This window comes from Oceanospirillum sediminis (assembly GCF_014164585.1).
Taxonomy (GTDB): Bacteria; Pseudomonadota; Gammaproteobacteria; order Pseudomonadales; family Halomonadaceae; genus Oceanospirillum; species Oceanospirillum sediminis.
Map to the genome: position 1 here is coordinate 1 of NZ_JACJFM010000053.1, position 19,044 is coordinate 19,044.

The window sequence follows — 19,044 nt, forward strand, 5'->3', positions numbered from 1 at the left end:
CACCCTGATTCAGCTGGATATTCATCACCTCCAGAAGCCCCCGATCAGCTGTCAATGGAACTGGTTTATATTTAACCGGACAGCAGTGATGAGCCATATTTTTTATAAGGATATAGCGAATCAGAAAATGTTATTTTTTGAGAAAACAGAGACAGATCAGGTCGGTTATCTGGCAAGAATCAGATATGATGCCTGTTGCAGAGCAAAATAACAGGCAGTGCTCCTGATCGCCTGCAAATAAGAGGCAGGGTGTATCGTCTTTTATTGAGAAATAAAAAATTAAATAATCCGATAAATAATAAGACCGGCATTGACTCCCTGTTCCGGATATTAGCTATTTTTTATGCGGGGTTATGATTGGGGCACTGCATATATCAATAAGTCTGCTCAGCATCTGATGAGGAAAAACTATGGACGATTTTGCAATTCTGATTCTTGATATCGCAGTGATTCTGCTTGGGCTGGTATTGCTGGCTGGCCTGATAACTGTGGCTGTGATGTATTATGTCGATAAAAACCAGACCCGCCACACTATCCGGCGTAACTTTCCTGTATTAGGACGCTTTCGTTACTTTTTTGAACACATGGGCGAATTCTTCCGTCAGTACTTTTTTGCTATGGACAGAGAAGAGCTGCCCTTTAACCGGGCGCAACGCAGCTGGGCGTATCGTGCTGCAAAGGATGTAGATAATACGGTGGCGTTTGGTTCCACGCGAGATATTCATCAGCCAGGGGCGATTATTTTTCTGAATACGCCTTATCCGACGCTGAAAGAAGATGCCGTTGAATCTCCGCCTCTGGAGATTGGCCCTTTCTGTCGGACACCTTTTAACGCGAAGTCTATCTTTAATATATCCGGTATGAGTTATGGCGCGCTGTCGAAGCCTGCTGTACAGGCGTTGTCACATGGTGCAAAACAATCCGGTTGCTGGATGAATACCGGGGAAGGTGGCGTTTCGTCTTATCATCTGGAAGGTGGTTGTGACATCGTCTATCAGATTGGTACCGCCAAGTACGGCGTACGTGATGAGGCAGGTAATCTGAGTGACGAAAAGTTGCAGGCTCTGGCGCAGATTGAACAGATTCGTATGTTCGAAATTAAACTAAGTCAGGGGGCGAAACCAGGAAAAGGTGGTATCCTGCCTGGCGAAAAAGTGTCGGCAGAGATTGCTGCCATTCGAGGTATCCCTGAAGGGACTGATTCCATTAGCCCGAATCGTCATCCGGACATTAAAAGCCCTGAAGATCTGCTGGCGATGATCGATAGAGTACGCCGTGTGACTGGTAAACCGGTTGGTATTAAATTTGTGATGGGTACTCATGCCTGGCTGGATGAATTCTTCACTGAGATTAATCACAGGGGGGAGAAATCAGCGCCGGATTTTATCACCATTGATGGTGCAGAAGGCGGAACAGGTGCTGCGCCTATGCCTCTGATGGATAGTGTGGGCTTACCTTTGAAGCAGAGTTTGCCATTATTGGTGGATATGCTGAAAGCTTTTGGTTTGAGAGAGCGCATTCGGGTCGTAGCTTCTGGTAAACTAATGGTACCGACCAATGTAGCCTGGGCACTGGCCGTTGGTGCAGATTTTTGTGTAACAGCAAGGGGTTATATGTTTGCACTGGGTTGTATTCAGGCCATGCAATGTAATAAAAATACCTGTCCGTCCGGTGTGGCAACCCATGATCCGGATCTGCAACAGGGACTGGACCCTACGGATAAGAAGGTCCGGGTGAAAAATTATCATGATCACCTGATCAATGAGATTGGCATTATTGCCCACTCCTGTGGTGTCCGGGAGCCACGGGAGCTGAAACGCCATCATGCGCAGATGGTGACAGAGAATGGACTGTCAGAGAATCTGGCAAACCTGTACCCCGGAAACTATATTCCTCTCAGGGATAAAAACTGATCAGGACTCAATAAAGACCTGACCCTGAGACTGTACCGGTAACCCTGGTTACCAGACTTAATTAAGCCCTGATGCGCTCAGGGCTTTCGGGAGTAAAGAAACTCGTGTCTAACCCAACAGAAAATCAGAACAGTCGTCCGCAGAATCGTAAAAAGCATTATAAGCGTCGCCGCCGTCCTTCCTTTAAGAAAAACCGTCCGGAAAATGACAACTGGGATCTGTCTCAGTTTGAGGTGCCTGAGGTTGAAGGTCAACAGCGCTTCCATGACTTCGATCTGCCACTGCCTCTGATGCGTGCTATTTGTGACTCTGGCTTCCATTACTGTACGCCAATTCAGGGGCAATCTCTGGATCATACACTTCTGGGTAAAGATCTGATTGGTAAAGCTCAGACCGGAACCGGTAAAACGGCAGCCTTTCTGATCAGTATTCTGAGTTATTTCCTGGAAGAAGAAGCACCCGGTATGCAGAAAGACGGGGCACCACGTGCTCTGATTATTGCGCCAACCCGTGAGCTGGTGATGCAGATTGCCAAAGATGCGCATCAGCTGAACAAGTACTGTGGTTTTAATGTGGTGACCATCGTTGGTGGTATTGATTACCAGAAGCAGCGTGATCAGCTGAAAGGTAAAATTGATATCATGGTGGCAACTCCGGGGCGTTTGCTGGACTTCCATCAGAAACGTGATCTGGATCTGCGAGAGACAGAAGTACTGGTGCTGGACGAAGCAGACCGTATGCTGAGCATGGGCTTTATCCCGGATGTGAAGCGTATTATTCGTGCTACACCTAAGAAAGAAGAGCGTCAGACCTTCCTGTTCAGCGCTACTTATCCGCAGGATGTCGAAAACCTGGCTCAGATGTGGACCTGGAACCCTGAGCGGATTGAAATTGAATCTGAAGAAGAAACCAACGCTAATGTTGAGCAGCATGCTTATATCGTAGCGGATGCAGATAAGGAAAAACTACTGGTCAGCCTGATGAAAAAAGAAGGCTGGGACAGAGTGATTGTCTTTGCTAATCGTCGTGATCGGGTACGGGATCTGTGTGACCAGCTGAAAAAAGCGAATGTCAGTGTAGCGATGCTGTCTGGTGAAGTTGAGCAGCGTAAGCGCATTTCAACACTGGAAAAATTTCGTAATGGTGAGATTCAGGTGCTGGTGGCGACAGATGTAGCCGGACGAGGTATCCATATTGATGATATCAGTCATGTCGTAAACTTTACTTTGCCGGACGATCCTGAAGATTATGTACACCGTATCGGACGGACAGGCCGTGCGGGGTCTCAGGGTGTTTCAATCAGCTTTATCGGCGAAGAAGATGCTTTTGTTCTACCTGAAATTGAAGAGTTTATTGGTAAGAAGATTGAAAGTCAGCAACCTGATATCAGCTTGCTGGATGAGATTGAAAACAGATAATTGATACTGCAGCACTGCCAGGGACAGCAAATCATATTTTGCTGTCCTGTCTCTCCGTTTTAAAGTCAGACACTCTGTATTCTTAGCACTACATGGTTCCAGCCAATATCAGCGGCAACATAGAATAATAATAAAGCCATAACTGCGTTCAGCAGACGAAAGTACTGCGGCCTGGAAATGAACTGGCTCAGGTGTTTCCCCATCAGCATGTACACTGAAGGCGCGCCAAATGCCAGAGTGGCCAGAACGACAGACCAGATCATCACCATCGAGCCATTGATACCAACCGCAGGGAACTGCACCGTTGTGATTGGCAGGATAGCGACAGGTGCTTTAGGGTTCAGCAGTTGCATCAGAAACCCGGAACGAAAGGTCAGCGTCTCGTCTGTTTGTGGCCGTTTGCTAACGGTAACATTTGCCACGGTAATTTTATAACCCAGATAAAAAATATACAGACAGCCTGCTGCGCTTAGCAGTATTCGATACTGATCAGAAACCAGCATAGCACCACTGTATCCGAATAGCACAAATAGCAATAGCATGGCACAACCCACTCCAGCACAGAAATTGAAGCGATATTGTCCATTCAATCCCCGGTTCAGGCTCAGCAAATTGACTGGTCCGGGGGTATACATAATGCCAAAGGCGTACGCGAGTATTTCAACCATAGTGAAACCCTGGAAGTAGAGAAAAATATAATAAGCAGATATTCAGGATGAGATGTGAGAGCTTACTTACCTGAAAAGTGCTGCTGATACTGACGAGGAGTCATGCCGTAGATGGGTTTAAAGCGCCGGTTCAGGTGGCTCAGATCACTGAATCCACAGTCAAAAACGATATCTTCCAGACATGAACCCTGCTCCAGTGCTTCTCTGGCTTTGTTGATCCGGCAATTGATAATGTACTGATGGGGCGTAATGCCGTACTGTTGCCGGAACATCCGGAGAAAATGATATTTTGACAGACTGGCTTGCTGGCTAATGTCATCCAGAGAGATCTCTGTCATCAGATTATCGTGAATATAATCTCTGGCCTTAAGCAGCAAGCGATCAACTCTCTGTACTATCCGGTCAGGGGAATACTGACCGTAGCGCTGAGCCACACGTGCTGCCAGTTGGTATAACTCACATTCCTGCTGTAACTTGTTATCCTGCTGTTCGATCAGTTCTGCCAGGTTGAGAATATGTCGGCGTAGTAGAGAGTCATGAATCAGGTTATCGGTAATCTGAAAATCACGACTGCTTTTTACGCCTGCAGCCATCAACATAGGTTCTAACTGGCCCGGATGAATGTAGACCATACGATAACGCAGAGCGTCATTTGTACCTGAATGGCCGTCATGTACCTCGCCGGGATTGAATACAATGATGTTGCCAGGCAGGCTGCGATGAAATGCACCGCTGGAGAAAAAGTCCTGGCGCCCAGCCAGAGTGACACCAAATGAATACTCTTCATGCGCATGTTTACTATAGGAGAAGTCGTCAATCTGAGCCTGCAGCAGCATAACCTGATCCAGATACTGGCTTCTGGCAAACTGGAACTGGTTATCGTGTTTCATGCTTATACCTCTGATACCCGGATGAACTACTGTAAGTAAGCGATAAGCTCAGTTTAGGGCAGAGCCAGAGTTTATCTCTAGAACGAAATTGCTTAACTGCTGCTGTTTCTGACTATTTCGCTATCCGAATGGCACTGCGAGTGCTGGCATCACAAAAGATCATCCATTGACAGTGTTAATGCGTAAGAGAATGCGATTCGCAGCGGCAGCTGTTTAATCTGCCGAATGTCTTTCAACTCCCGAACAGCTGTCAGGTAACTAATAGGTGCTGATCCGATCATTGATTAAGTATAAGTATCGGCCCATGAGTGGCCTGTTTTATCATCACTTCCAGGTTCTAAGCCTTGCCTGCCGGGCTTTTTATTTTGTACTGAGTCATAAACTTACGTATGATTTTGCAGTTAATATGTCTTAAAAGGTTCCAGTTGGATGGGGCTTTTTGATGATAGTGACGTTTTGGGCGTTTGATTTTTCTGAGATCCTGAAATGAAAGCCGCCAGAAACACCATCCCGACAGGAGTTGTCAGTTTATGTGGAGTTTTTATCAGATAGGGCGTCTGGCGGTCTTGTATTTAGTCGTTTTTCTTTCATCCGTTTTACTCATCATTGCCAGCCCGGCTGCAATAGGGGCTCCTGCAGAGGCTTTCTCTTTTAGCCGTGATATAAAGCCTGTTTTTGATCAGAAATGTATTGCCTGTCATGCCTGCTATGATGCGCCCTGTCAGCTCAAGCTGGAGTCCGCTTCCGGGGTTCGTCGGGGTGCAAGTCAGGCGTCGGTTTACAATGGCGTCCGAACTGATGATATGAGTCCTACGCGGCTTCACCTGGATGCTCTGACAGAGGAAGGTTGGCGCAAAAAAGGTTTTTTCTCCATTATACGTTCCGTTGACGGCGATACAGAGGAAGATAAGAGAGCTTCTTCCCTGCTATTCGATATGCTGAAGCTGGGCAGGGAGAACCCTGTTGCGCCCGGTCAGCCTCTTTCAGATGACTATTCTCTGGGGATATACCGTGAAAACCAGTGCCCCAAACCGGAAGACTTTGCCGACTATCGTGAGAACTATCCTCTCGCCGGAATGCCCTATGGGGTGACGGGACTAACGGATGATGAATATCATCGTCTTACCACCTGGCTGAAGCAAGGGGCAGAGATCGAAGAGTCTTCTTTAGTAATATCAGAAGCGACAACAGATCAGGTAAATCAGTGGGAAGCATTTTTAAATCACGACGATAAACGTTATCAACTGGTTGCCCGTTATTTGTTTGAGCATTTGTTTCTGGGGCATCTGTATTTTAAAGGCGATCACTCTGGCACCTATTTTCAATTGGTGAGATCACGAACCGCAGCGCCTGGGAAAATTGTTCCAGTCGCAACAGTCCGTCCGAATGGAGATCCGGGCGGCAAGTTTTACTATCGTCTGCGCCCTCTGGTTGACACCCTTGTCCATAAAACCCATATCGTTTACGAGTTGAGCAAAGACAGGATGGATCGCTACCGAGCCCTTTTTCTGGAGACCGAATGGCGAGTCGATCAATTACCCGGTTACGGTTATGAATATGCGTCGAATCCGTTCGTTACCTTTGCGGCCATTCCCTCACGATCCCGCTATCAGTTTATGCTGGATGAAGCGGAGTATTTTGTTCGTAACTTCATTCGAGGCCCTGTCTGCCGTGGTCAGATCGCTACTGATGTGATCCGCGATCAGTTCTGGGTCATGTTTGAAGATCCAGACTATGAGCAGTATGTCAGCCAGCCAGACTATCGTGAACAAGTGATGAACCTGTTGGGATTACCCGGTGAAAATTCGGACATGATGGCGCTGGGTTCTGCCTGGTTCAAATACAGTGGTAAGCGCAATGAATATCTGGAGCATCGCCAGAAGCAGTACCGCAAGGCCTTCCCCAAAGGGGCGTCTGTCGAACAGATATGGGATGGCGATGGTCATAATGATAACGCTTTTCTGTCGGTCTTCCGACATCATGACAGCGCTTCAGTTATGAAAGGGTTTCAAGGGGCATTACCCCACACGCTTTGGCTGATGGATTACCCATTATTTGAGCGTACCTATTATGAGCTGGTAGTGGGATTCAATGTATTTGGTAGTGTTTCTCATCAGGCTCAGACACGACTTTATTTTGATCTTATTCGTAATGGCGGAGAAACCAATTTTCTCCGCCTGGCCCCGCCTCAGGAGAGGGAGGCTATGTATAAAGACTGGTATCGCTATAGCGGTATTATTAAAACGCTGATCAGTTACCATGATCTTGATACCAGGACTCCTTCAGCGATGTTGCTGTCTTCGCGACGCGATACCAAACTGCAGATTATTGAGCAGATCTGGCATGCCAATCGTCATATCATTGATAATCGCACCCTTGATGGGTGTCGTGATCCTGATTGTTTACGTTTGGGTTTGACGCATGAAAACCAGATCGATAAACAGCTGGCTTCATTGACCGAAGGTCGGGCAAAGGATATTCCCGGTATTGATCTGCTGCCCGATGTTAGTTTTCTGAGAGTTGATTTACCGGGCGGTGCTTTCACCGTCTATACGTTGATACGTAACCGGGCACATTCCAATGTCGCATTCATGCTGGGCGAAGAGCTTCGCTATGAACCAGAGAAAGATAGTGTCACAATTTTCAGAGAGCCTGTTGGCAGCTACCCTAACTTTATTTTCAGGGTGCCGCAGCGAGACGTTTCTGCATTTGTGAGTGAGCTTGCGAAAATGGAGCATATACAGGATCGCCGCAAAGTTGTAGATCGTTGGGGAGTACGCAGAACTGATCCCAACTTCTGGGAGATATTCCACAGCTTTCGCTATTATATGGAGTCTGAACAGCCCCGGCAGGCGGGATATTATGACCTTAACCGATACCAGGGATGGTGAGGTTAAAAGGTTTTTTTCTGGTTATTAGCGCCAGGTTCAGCCCGAGAGCAGAAGGATATAATTCATTCGTCAGTCATTGTTTTATTCCCGGCAATTCATTGAGCCTGAGTGTTTGAGCTGCTTTTCAGAATGTCAGCTAAGGGGGGCGATGGGGTATGTTCGGGTATGCCTGAAGCACAGGAGGCTGATAATCCCTGCCTTCAATACGGGGAGAGCTTTCTGATGGGCAGGCTTTACAGGTCATTCTATCTGTCCAGGAAATGCCCTGATGTCGTTTTTTTTCAATTATCGGTGATGGTTACTCTTTAAGCTGAAAGGCATCACTAAGGAGTATGACTATGCAAAAAATTGATTTTTATAACCAGGCACCCGGAGCGATAAAAATTCTGCTGGATCAGGAAGAATATCTTAAGGCCTGTTTTTCTGATTCTGCTGAATTAGGTATGGCCCTGTTAGAGCTGGTGAAGCTTAGAGTATCACAGGTTAATCAGTGTGCTTTCTGTATCGATATGCACACCAAAGATGCTGTGGCGATGGGAGAATCTCCTCAACGTATCTATGCTTTATCGGCCTGGCGCGATGCCCCGTTTTTCAGTAACCGGGAGCGCCTGGCACTTGATTGGGCGGAGAGTCTGACATTAAATCAGGATATTGATGATGATAGGATGAAAGCATTACAAGATATGTGGAGTGATGCTGATATCGTTAATCTGACCATCGCGGTGAATGCTATTAACAGCTGGAATCGCATTGCTCGCACGTTTAAACCAGAGGTAGGTGGTTATCAGAGCCCGTTGCAGAACTGACCGCAGTTACATTAATGATATCAGTCTGACCCTGATGTTTCCTGAACGTACTTCATCAGAGATCGTTCAGGCGGTATGGTTCGCATCTGCCTTATATGACCTGCCTGCCCCGAAGTCACGCTGGCTTCGGGGTAAGGCGTATACTGCTGTGGTACTTACTATAAAAGGGCGGTTTGAGCTGGCAGGAAAGCTTCAGCCCGTTAGTCCTGTGGTCATTCCCGCTTACACTGAATCGACCAGAATAACACTCCATCCGGGTACTGCTCTGATTGGTATCTGCTTTCCTCCAGGGGTATCCACAACTATTTTTGGTAAACGAGTTACGGATCCTACAGAGTTATATAGCCTGGATAGCTATCTGCCCTGGCAGTCACTGGAGCAATCTTTAACTGCTTCTGATAATCACTGGCGTCAGGCGCTTGTTCTGTACCGTTGGATTGATCGTTGGCTAGACCCTTACACATTACCGGATACATTATCTGAGACTCTGACAGAGATTGAACATCTTGCAGGACAGGAAAAACTGGATCAGATCAGACCCGGTGTCAGCTTCCGCCAGATTGAGCGCCAGTTTAAACACTATATCGGGGTGTCTCCCAAATATTACCAGCGTATCCTGCGGGTTAATCGGGTGCTTCAGCAACTCAGGTTGTCGCCAGAAAGCAATCTTACTGAAATTGCTTACCAGCAGGGTTATTCTGATCAGGCTCATATGAGTCGTGAGTTTAAGGCCTTTAATCATATAACCCCCAGAGAGTATTGCCGTTATCTGAAGGCCAGGTGAGCTGTGGACCAATAAGGGCTTAACGCATATCTTTATCGTATGGCTAAACCCCGCTTTTGGATTATATGCTGATGATATTAGTCACAATCTTTACGGAAGGCTTCGTGACTGGATTTACTGTGCTGTTTAATCTGTCCCAACAGCTGTTTGATCGCTTGCTTGTCATCTCCTGCCGCTTTCAGCTCCGTCAATAACTGGTTCAGCTTATCGATCCCTTGCAGATATTTCATATGCTTCATATGAGTCGCATGGGACATGCCCTCCATATTCGGCATATGTTTCATATCCCCCATCTTAGCGTGATGTTCTGCACTCATCTGCGGCATATTATCCTGCAGTTTCAGCGGCACATACTCTTTAGCTTTTAAGGATGCTGCCAGTAACTGCTCAACAGCAGTCTGCATTGCAGCGGAGTCAGAGGATTTAAACGCACCGACATAAGCTTTCAGGTCGGTTTTCATCCCTTCCATCAGCTCACCCAGTGGTGTGTCCTCACAATGAGCCGAGTGGGCAAAAGCCCCCTGTCCCGCGAGCAGTGCCGCCGCTGTACCCAAAGCTATCAAGCTGTTTTTTACCGTTTTAAACATCGTTTTTTCCTTATTATTTATGGTGTTTATTCAAACAGGTTCACCAGAGCTATGACAAGCTGGCGCGCGCTTATGTCGCAGCTTGACATAGCCTGGTTATTGAAACAAAGAAATATACTAAGTCTTTGATATTATTATTTTTCTCAGACTAATGCGCTTCCAGAGATAATACATCGCAGGCAACACCAGCAGTGTCAGCAACACAGCAGAAGCCATACCGCCAATCATAGGTGCAGCGATACGCTGCATCACTTCTGAGCCGGTACCTGAACCGTACATAATGGGTACCAGGCCGATAATTACGGTGGCAACAGTCATCATTACCGGACGTACTCGCAAACCAGCGCCTTTTAGTACCGCTTGTTGCAGATCCTGTAAGCCAAACAGTGTCGTGTTATCACCTTCTTCGGCTTTCTTCTGATATGTATTCAGGCTCTCATCCAGACTCTGGTTCAGGTAGAGCAACATAATCACACCGATCTCAACCGCAACCCCAGCCAGAGCGATAAAACCTACGCCTACTGCAATGGAGAAGTTATAACCCAGCCAGTACATCAGCCATACACCACCGATCATCGCCAGTGGCAGTGTCACCAGAATCAACAGTACTTCGCCGATACGACGGAAGGCCATATACAGCAGCAACACGATGATGCCCAGCGTTGCAGGAATCACGATTTCCAAAGTTTCCTTGGCTCGCTGCATATACTCATACTGACCGGACCAGGCGATAGAATATCCCGGTGGCAGTTTCAGCTGTTCAGCCACCACCTGCTGCGCTTCTTGCACATAGGAACCCAGATCACGGCCTTCGATATCAACAAAGACCCAGCCGTTAGGACGGGCATTTTCGGTTTTGATCATCGGTGGGCCATCTTCCAGTACGATATCCGCTACGTCCGATAAAGCCAGACGCTGACCAGAAGGTGTAATGACCGGCAGATTCTTTAAACGTTCCGGGGAATCCCGATACGACGCGGGATAGCGCACATTAATCGGGTAACGCTCCAGGCCCTCAATAGTCTGACTGACTTGCATACCACCAATGGCCGTCATCACAACCGCTTGTATATCCTGAATATTCAGACCATAACGAGCGGCTTGCTCCCGGTTGATATCCACCTTGATATAACGTCCACCGGCCACGCGCTCGGCATAGGCAGAGGCTGTACCCGGAACCGTTTTAATCACTCGCTCCAGCTCTTTACCGATTCTTTCAATCTCGGCCAGAGATTCACCGGCAATCTTAATACCTACCGGGGTTTTAATACCGGTTGCCAGCATATCGATACGGGTTTTAATCGGCATCACCCAGGCATTGGTCAGACCGGGGAACTGTACCAGACGATCCAGCTCCTGCTTCAGGGTGTCTGTGGTGACTCCCGCGCGCCACTGATCCTTAGTCTTCAACTGGATAAAGGTTTCGATCATAGTCAGAGGCGCTGGATCGGTAGCGGATTCAGCACGTCCCACCTTGCCCCATACGGTTTCCACCTCGGGAATGGTTTTGATCAGTTTGTTAGTCTGTTGCAGTACTTCCCGCGCTTTACCGATACTGATGCCGGGGTAGGTGGTCGGCATATACATCAGATCGCCTTCATCCAGCGGTGGGATAAATTCACTACCGATTTTACTGATCGGAGTGATACTGACGGCTAACAGACCAAGGGTCAGCACTACCGCCAGTACAGGCACTTTCAGCGTCAGCTTCAGCACTGGCATATAGACCGCCGTTAACATACGGTTCAGTGGGTTTTTATGCTCAGCAATTACCTTGCCGCGAATAAAGTAGCCCATCAGTACCGGCACCAGCGTCACCGCCAGGGCTGCCGAAGCGGCCATGGCATAGGTTTTGGTGTACGCCAGTGGAGCAAACATCTTGCCTTCCTGGCCTTGCAGAGCAAAGACCGGCACAAAGCTAAAGGTAATAATCAACAGGGAGAAGAACAGCGCTGGGCCGACTTCACTGGCCGCCTGAGTGATCACCTGCCAGCGATTATCATCGGTCAGCTCTGTGCGTTCCATATGTTTGTGGACGTTTTCGATCATCACAATCGCGCCATCCACCATAGCTCCAATCGCAATAGCGATCCCGCCTAACGACATAATATTGGCGTTAATCCCCTGCCAGGACATCACAATAAAGGCGGTCAGAATACCGACGGGTAAACTGAACAATACCACCAGAGAGCTGCGCAGATGGAACAGGAACAGCGCGCACACCAGCACGACGACGATAAACTCTTCCAGCAGTTTATCCTGCAGGTTTTTAATGGCATTACCGATCAGATCTGAACGATCATAGGTGGTCACAATCTCAACGCCTTCCGGCAGGCTGGCTTTCAGTTCATCCAGACGTTGTTTTACACCGTCAATCACCGCACTGGCATTTTCACCAAAGCGCATCACGATGACACCACCCACAGCTTCACCTTCACCATTGAGTTCACTAATGCCACGGCGCATCTGAGGACCCAGCACCACATCAGCGATATCCCCCAGTAGCAGTGGTGTGCCTTGGGCACTGACCTTAACGGGTAGACGTTTCAGGTCATCAATGGAATCGATATAGCCGGTAGCCCGTACCATATATTCCGCTTCTGCCATTTCAATGACGCTGGCACCGGTTTCCTGGTTGCCCTTACGGATTGCCTGAGTGATAGCCGATAGCGGCAGATCATGGGCGCGCAGTTTTTCCGGATCAATACGAATCTGATACTGCTTGACCATACCGCCCACAGTCGCGACTTCCGCTACTCCGGGTACGGTTTGCAATTCATATTTCAGAAACCAGTCCTGCAGACTGCGCAGCTGACTCAGATCATTCTGACCAGAGCGGTCGGTCAATGCATAAGCGTAAACCCAACCCACACCGGTGGCATCCGGGCCCAGGGCCGGTTTAGCCGTTGCGGGCAGATTAGGCGTCACCTGAGACAGATACTCCAGCACTCTGGAACGGGCCCAGTAGATATCCGTACCATCCTCAAAAATGATATAGACGTAGGAATCACCAAAGAAGGAGTAACCCCGCACCACGGTTGCTCCCGGCACCGAGAGCATGGCGGTGGTTAACGGATAGGTCACCTGATCCTCGACCACTTGCGGTGCCTGGCCCGGATAACTGGTTTTGATAATCACCTGCACATCGGACAGATCGGGGATCGCATCCACGGGGGTGTTTTTAACAGTAAAGGCCCCATAAATTACCAGTGCAATACCGGCTAGTAACACCAACAGGCGGTTTTTAATGGAGGCCTCAATAATACGATGAATCATTGACCGGTCTCCTCATCATCCAGATCCAGCCAATCCAGGTCTTCATCGGCTTTTGTTGGTTCTGGCAGTTCCAACGGTTGCTGGTTCATCATGGAGTGGTTCATTTTGCCCTGCCCCATAGAGCTATGATCCATACCTTCATGATTCATGCCGCTGTGATCCATACCCTCATGATTCATCTGGCCGTGATTCATGCCACTGTGATCCATACCGCCATGGTTCATACCGGCATGCCCCATCGCCTGAGAGCCAAACTCCATACGGCTGAAATCAGCAGTCAGGCTGGACTCGGAATCCAGCATAAATTGAGCAGAGGTGACTACAGTTTGTCCCGGCATCAGACCATCCAGAATCTCAATCTGAGCACCGCTTTCGCGACCCGCATCTACCCGAACGGAGCGATATTTCCCTTCACCTAATGCCAGCACCACACGTTCCATACTGCCGGAACGAATCAAGGCTTCACGGGGAATCAGTAACGAGGGCGCAGGTGCTTCAGACATCAAGCGGACCTGGGCAAACATATTGGGTTTAAGCTGCTGGTCCGAGTTTTCAAAACGTAAACGCACCGTCACGGTTCGGTTTTTGGCATCCAGCTCTGGGTAGATAAAATCCACTTCACCCAGCCAGCGTTCGCCGGGGTAAGCATCCAAACGAATCTCTGCTTTGCTGCCCACCTGCACTAATGACGATTGGGATTCAAACAGCTCCGCTTTTAGCCATACGCTATCCAGAGATACCACTTCCAACAGTGTTTTAGCCGGGGAAATATAGGCACCTTCTCGGATATTAAGTTGGCTGAGATAACCGTCCTGACGGGCATAAAAGGTTACCTCCTGTTCAACCTTACGCTTGCGAACCAGGGTTTTGATCTGGGACTGATCCATACCGAGCGCCTGTAAACGTCGTTTAGCTGAACTGATGAGATTCTGATGCTGTGACATACGCAGTGCGTTAATCAGCTCTTCCTGGGCTTTAACCAGCTCAGGAGAGTACAAACGCAGTAACGGTTGTCCCTTTTTTACCGGCTCCCCAGCGGATTTGATATAGAGTTTCTCTACCCAGCCAGCAACCCGGCTGTTCAGCTGCCACTGACTGTCTTCATCCACAGAGAGATAACCCACCGTATTGACCTCAGAGATCAGAGGATCAAAGGCGACCTTTGCCGTTCGTACCCCCAGATTATTTTCCACCACTGGGGAGATTTTTACCGTACCGGCTTTTTCATCTTCATTTCCATCGGCATAGACTGGTACCAGATCCATCCCCATAGGCGACTTACCGGGTTTATCGCGGCGATAGTTAGGGTCCATCGGCGCAACCCAGTACAGAGGTTCTTTATTAGCTGAAGGCCCAGCTTTATCTTCTGCCACCACATCAGAGTCACCGACATGCCCCGAATGATCAGATAGTTTTGCCTGAGCACTACTCATAGGCATTATTTTACTCAGCAAACCCTGATGGGTTGCTACACTGCCAACCGCGACACCAATGGCTAATGCCAGCGCTGAAATCATTATGGTTTTCATATCAAGCTCACTTGTCTCGTATCGAACCGATGCATTGATCTTTTTGCATCAGGTACTTATCTCGCCTAGCCATCTGTTATCTGATGACTGATCTGTTGGAAGTTACGTCTTGTTAAAGCCCCTGAAAGAAGCGCAACCGCGTCTGTAACTGCGCCTGTTCGGTGCGCAGCTTCTGATATTCCAGATTGAGATTCAGCTCCTGGGTATAGGCCTGAGTTAAGCGATCAAAAACACCGGTATTGGCCTGATACGCCTGTTCAGAAGCCTGAATACGAGACTTGGCTTGAGGCAGAAGTTTGTCCTGATAAAGTGAGAGCCGTTGTTGAATAAACTGTAGTTGAGTGAGTACTTCGGATAGTTCGCCCTGGTACTGGCGAAGACGTTCATCACGTTCTGCCTGGGCTGCTGAGACCTGATAAACCGCTGCCTGATACTGTCGATCCTGACGTTTCTCCGGGAATAATGGAACGTCGACAGTCACAAATGCGCTGAGCAGGTCCGACCGGTCACTGCCATTGGGCAGTTCACTCCAGCGATGTCCGTAGCTGATATCTATTCTGAAAGCCGGGTCGTAAGCTGTTCTGGCCAGTTCCACCTGATTCTGCTGGTAGCGAACTTCAGTCTGAATCTGACGAATGACCGGGTGATTCAGCAGCATCTGCTGCTGTTCTGTAAGATTGTTCAGGCTTTGCCACAGTGTTGCTGATGTCCAGTCTGGCAGGGCGGTCTGCAGATACTGGTCTGCTGGCTGGCCGGTCCAGCGGCTAAGTTGAACTCGCAGAGCCTGTTCTTTTTGCTGGTGTGCCATGATTTTTTCACGGATACGATCCAGTTCCAGTTCAGCTTCCAGCAGATCCTGGCTTTGCATCGCTCCCAGGGCAAAACCACTGACCATATTATCCAGGTTCTGGCGAATCACCTGCTGTTTATGCTTCAGAATCTGCTGCACTCTGATTCGGTAATGAATATCGAACCAGAGTGTTCTGACCTTTTGCCGCACCTGAAGCTTACGCAGTTCACTCTGTTCGCTTAACTGGGATGATTTCAGTTGAGCAGCACTGCGTTTAATCGACAGACTATCTCCACGAGGAAGAGCCTGGGATACACCGAGAACAAGCTGGGTCATAGGGTCGTCATTCAGACGCAGGCTATCCATTGGGATGTTGGCTAAACCCACTTTAAACGTAGGATCAGACCACTGAGCGGCGGCTTCACCTTGTGCCAGTATACTTTGTTGGCGATAGCTGAATGTTTGCTGGAGAAAGTCCTGTTGTAGAGCCTTTTCCTCAGCCTGATCTAAATTAAATACCTGAGCATGACTCAGATTACTGGCTGTTATAGCAACAGCCAGCCATAAAAAGCGTGCAGACATAACACGTCCTTACCGATGAAAACGTAAAACGAAGTGCTATGTGAGCCTCTGATCTGGGAGGTTTTTTATACAGCGTTCACAGAAGGTTTCTGTCGCAATACAAAAACGCCCTGTCGGGCATTAGCACATAGACACGTTCAAGCGCAGAAGCTAAACGATTTAAGCGGTAATAGGAGGTCGGAAAAGAGGCTCAGATCGACTCTGAAGCTGAAGTGTTGAACGATGACCTGATAGCAGATGAGATGTCAGAGGCCAGTGATAAAACTGAAGGTTTGTAGGATGACTACCACTGACGCAACTCATCATTGCACACTGAATATCACAGTTCATCATAGAAGAATGGTGGTTGTCTGAGGGCTGATGATGGGATTGATTGCAATGTGTGCGGGTCTGATCTGGTTGATCTGAGAAGGATGTGACAGCAGAAGCGTGCTGACTGTTTTCCGCAAATACCACACTACTCTGGTTGCTATAAGCACCAAAGATCAGAGATATCATAAGAAAAATAACAATACGCACTATCAGAGTCCTGTCAGCAGATATTGGCATTAAGCACCAGACTTCAGATCGGTGTCAATATAAATTGATTAACGTACTATACATACCTGAACACAGGTATTTCGATCTTTTCAGCCTGACCGTTGAGAATCCGGCAGCCATTATACAGAAAAGCTGTTGTTCCGATGTTTATGACGCCTTAGGAGGCGCTAAGTTCCTGAGCATACCCTGAAAGTGTAAGCTTTTACTTAACTTGCTGATGTTATTTGTGTTGATTCACTATCGGATCGATATGCAATCACACTGTTTCTGCCGTTGTTCTTTGCTTCATACAGTGCTTGATCTGCATTATGTATCATGCGTTCAAAGTCCGCTTCACTGGTCGGATAAGGATACAGACTGCATCCTATACTGATGGTAATCTGAATACCTGCAGAGCAATCTGTCGTATCGCTGCTGAATAGTGTTTCGCTGACCGAGTATCTTAAGCGTTCTGCTACTTTCAGTGCCTGATCTTCTGTTGTACCAGGAAGTATTACCACAAACTCTTCTCCACCGTAACGAACTGCAATGTCACTTTGTCGGGCATGTTCTGTGATCAGCCGGGCTACGCCTTTAATGATCTGATCTCCTGTATTATGACCGTATGTGTCGTTAACTTTTTTAAAGTGATCAATATCAGCAACCAGGCAACAGGCTTTGTCTGATCCCGGAAGCTGCTGTTCCATTCGGGTAAACAGGTAGTCACGGTTGCCTAAGCCGGTCAGAGGATCGTGAGTCGCCTGGTATTTCAGTTTTTCTTCTGTCTCTTTTAAAGGGGTAATATCGCTTTCTATACAGACATATAGTTTATTCTGATCGCCTTCGGGATATATTGAGCTGACGGAGGCTTTGCACCAGAACAGACTGCCATCTGCTTTTTGATTGATAAATTCACCATGCCAGACCTCATCCTGGCTGAGTTGAGACCAGAGTGCGGAGTAAGTTGATTCGGGGGTTTTACCGGATTGAAGAAAGGCGGGGGTTTTACCTTTGACTTCATCAAACCTGTATCCCATAAGCTTAGAAAATGAAGCATTGACATAAACAATACGTTGTTGGGCATCCGCGATAATAATGGCATTGGGACTCTGGCTGACGCAGATATGAGTGATTTTCCGTAATGTATTTCTTTTCAGGTAGTCTCTTCTGCTTCGAGCGAGCAAAAAAGCAAGTAGTACGGATAAGCAGACACCAGCGAAGGAGCCATATAACAGGGCTTCTCCCTGTTTACTGAACCAGACCTCAAGGCGTCCGGGTAGACGGGTTTCACGAATAAAGAACCAGTCTGTGGACTTCAGGGAGGTATTCAGGAAATTAAAATGAACACGCAGCACGGATATCAGCAGATTATTCTGACGCAGGCTGTGTGTGCGGTCCTCACTTTGCTGTATCAGTGACTGATATTTGTCGCTCAGTTCATCTGATTGAATATTCCAGGAGGGTATATCCGCTTCCTGTATCAATTGATGGCCATGAGAGTCAATGATCTGGAGGCGGCCTTCCAGTTCGTTGTTTTTGTCTTTGCCTGATGCACTGAAAAGATATCCGGGCAGATAATTGATCACGACGATGCCTTTCGGAGTGCCATCAACAGACTGGATTGGGGATGCCATACGCAGTGTCATTTTACGGGGGATCTCAATTTTCCCGTTTTCCCGGTTAAAATCGATTTCAGACAGATAAACCTGGCCTGGCTTCAAAGTGATACTTTCTGAAAAATAGTAGCGATGGGCCTTATTCTGCAGGACTGAAGCTGATTGTGATACTTTGCCATCGTTATCCCAGTCTATACGGACTTTTTCCTGTCCACTGGCATCAATAAAGCGCAGCTGATCATAATGCAGACGGTATCGGGCGAATTGCATAAACTCATCGGCAATCCATTGGCTGCCATTATGTTCTGTAATGCCGGATTCTACAAAGTCAGACAAGCGAATAATGTCAGACATCAGTACCTTAAGGTCTGATGAGGTCTGGAATGCCATTTTTTCCAGCAGGTAATGGTCATTTGCTTCCATTCTTGTAATAAACGACTGGTAGTCTTTCTCCAGGAAAAAAATAAGAGGGAATGAAAGCAGGGCGATGATCAGGAAAAAAAGTATCAGGGTTCTTCTGAAGAGGCTATGCTTTTTGCCAACGCTGTTTAACAGCTCCAGATCGGCAGAAGAAAACGCTTCAGATGTCATAGTACTTCCCTGTAAACAATAAAACGATACAAACTGGTTCTATCGACCGGATTCAGAGAATCTGTTGCGAAGATGCTGGAATTCAGAGCATATTTAAAAATAGTCTGCGATCCGAATCCTTACCTGTTTTTTTATAGCATCATCTATTAGCGCCGCAAATAGTATCACCTGCTGATATTTTTTG

14 protein-coding genes are annotated in these 19,044 nt (G+C 47.8%); 6 read left to right on the plus strand and 8 right to left on the minus strand.

Features of this window, described 5'->3' with window-relative positions:
• The 3 genes from H4O21_RS25500 to rhlB all read left to right on the plus strand — a co-directional run.
• Positions 1 to 211, plus strand: a 211-nt coding sequence (locus tag H4O21_RS25500; protein WP_220495810.1) for a hypothetical protein, incomplete at its 5' end; no start/stop codon positions are given.
• Between the two features lie 199 nt (positions 212 to 410).
• Positions 411 to 1,913, plus strand: coding sequence for an FMN-binding glutamate synthase family protein (locus H4O21_RS22580; protein ID WP_182811571.1), 1,503 nt, complete (start codon positions 411 to 413; stop codon positions 1,911 to 1,913).
• Positions 1,914 to 1,984: 71 nt separating this feature from the next.
• Positions 1,985 to 3,331 carry an ATP-dependent RNA helicase RhlB gene (rhlB, locus tag H4O21_RS22585; protein ID WP_182811574.1) on the plus strand — a complete coding sequence of 449 codons (1,347 nt, stop codon included), beginning with the start codon at positions 1,985 to 1,987 and terminating at the stop codon, positions 3,329 to 3,331.
• A gap of 65 nt (positions 3,332 to 3,396) precedes the next feature.
• Here rhlB and H4O21_RS22590 read toward each other — a convergent pair whose 3' ends face one another.
• Both H4O21_RS22590 and H4O21_RS22595 read right to left on the minus strand, forming a co-directional pair.
• Positions 3,397 to 3,999 (minus strand): LysE family translocator, encoded by a 603-nt coding sequence (locus H4O21_RS22590; RefSeq protein ID WP_182811577.1) that lies wholly within the window; start codon positions 3,997 to 3,999, stop codon positions 3,397 to 3,399.
• A gap of 62 nt (positions 4,000 to 4,061) precedes the next feature.
• Positions 4,062 to 4,889 carry an AraC family transcriptional regulator gene (locus H4O21_RS22595; RefSeq protein WP_182811580.1) on the minus strand — a complete coding sequence of 276 codons (828 nt, stop codon included), beginning with the start codon at positions 4,887 to 4,889 and terminating at the stop codon, positions 4,062 to 4,064.
• 530 nt (positions 4,890 to 5,419) lie between these two features.
• Between H4O21_RS22595 and H4O21_RS22600 the strand changes: the two genes are divergently transcribed.
• From H4O21_RS22600 to H4O21_RS22610, 3 genes are all read left to right on the plus strand, one after another.
• Positions 5,420 to 7,780: a fatty acid cis/trans isomerase gene (locus H4O21_RS22600; protein ID WP_182811583.1), complete on the plus strand. Its 2,361-nt coding sequence runs from the start codon at positions 5,420 to 5,422 to the stop codon at positions 7,778 to 7,780.
• Positions 7,781 to 8,118: 338 nt separating this feature from the next.
• Complete coding sequence (locus H4O21_RS22605; protein ID WP_255487423.1) at positions 8,119 to 8,586, plus strand: carboxymuconolactone decarboxylase family protein; 468 nt, start codon at positions 8,119 to 8,121, stop codon at positions 8,584 to 8,586.
• Entirely contained in the window at positions 8,558 to 9,370 is an 813-nt protein-coding gene (locus tag H4O21_RS22610) for an AraC family transcriptional regulator (protein ID WP_182811589.1), read from the plus strand. Before H4O21_RS22605 ends, H4O21_RS22610 begins: the two co-directional genes overlap by 29 nt.
• 77 nt (positions 9,371 to 9,447) lie before the next feature.
• Here H4O21_RS22610 and H4O21_RS22615 read toward each other — a convergent pair whose 3' ends face one another.
• The 6 genes from H4O21_RS22615 to H4O21_RS22640 all read right to left on the minus strand — a co-directional run bounded on the left by H4O21_RS22615 (position 9,448) and on the right by H4O21_RS22640 (position 18,860).
• Complete coding sequence (locus H4O21_RS22615) at positions 9,448 to 9,957, minus strand: copper resistance protein CopA (RefSeq protein WP_182811592.1); 510 nt, start codon at positions 9,955 to 9,957, stop codon at positions 9,448 to 9,450.
• A 117-nt stretch (positions 9,958 to 10,074) separates the two neighbouring features.
• Positions 10,075 to 13,233, minus strand: a complete 3,159-nt coding sequence (locus tag H4O21_RS22620) for an efflux RND transporter permease subunit (RefSeq protein WP_182811595.1) — start codon at positions 13,231 to 13,233, stop codon at positions 10,075 to 10,077.
• Positions 13,230 to 14,762, minus strand: a complete 1,533-nt coding sequence (locus tag H4O21_RS22625; protein WP_182811597.1) for an efflux RND transporter periplasmic adaptor subunit — start codon at positions 14,760 to 14,762, stop codon at positions 13,230 to 13,232. The genes H4O21_RS22620 and H4O21_RS22625 overlap by 4 nt, the downstream gene beginning before the upstream one ends.
• Before the next feature lie 112 nt (positions 14,763 to 14,874).
• Positions 14,875 to 16,134 carry a TolC family protein gene (locus H4O21_RS22630; RefSeq protein WP_182811600.1) on the minus strand — a complete coding sequence of 420 codons (1,260 nt, stop codon included), beginning with the start codon at positions 16,132 to 16,134 and terminating at the stop codon, positions 14,875 to 14,877.
• A gap of 159 nt (positions 16,135 to 16,293) precedes the next feature.
• Positions 16,294 to 16,653, minus strand: coding sequence for a hypothetical protein (locus H4O21_RS22635; RefSeq protein ID WP_182811603.1), 360 nt, complete (start codon positions 16,651 to 16,653; stop codon positions 16,294 to 16,296).
• 227 nt (positions 16,654 to 16,880) lie between these two features.
• Complete coding sequence (locus tag H4O21_RS22640; RefSeq protein ID WP_182811606.1) at positions 16,881 to 18,860, minus strand: diguanylate cyclase; 1,980 nt, start codon at positions 18,858 to 18,860, stop codon at positions 16,881 to 16,883.
• Between the last annotated feature and the right edge of the window lie 184 nt (positions 18,861 to 19,044).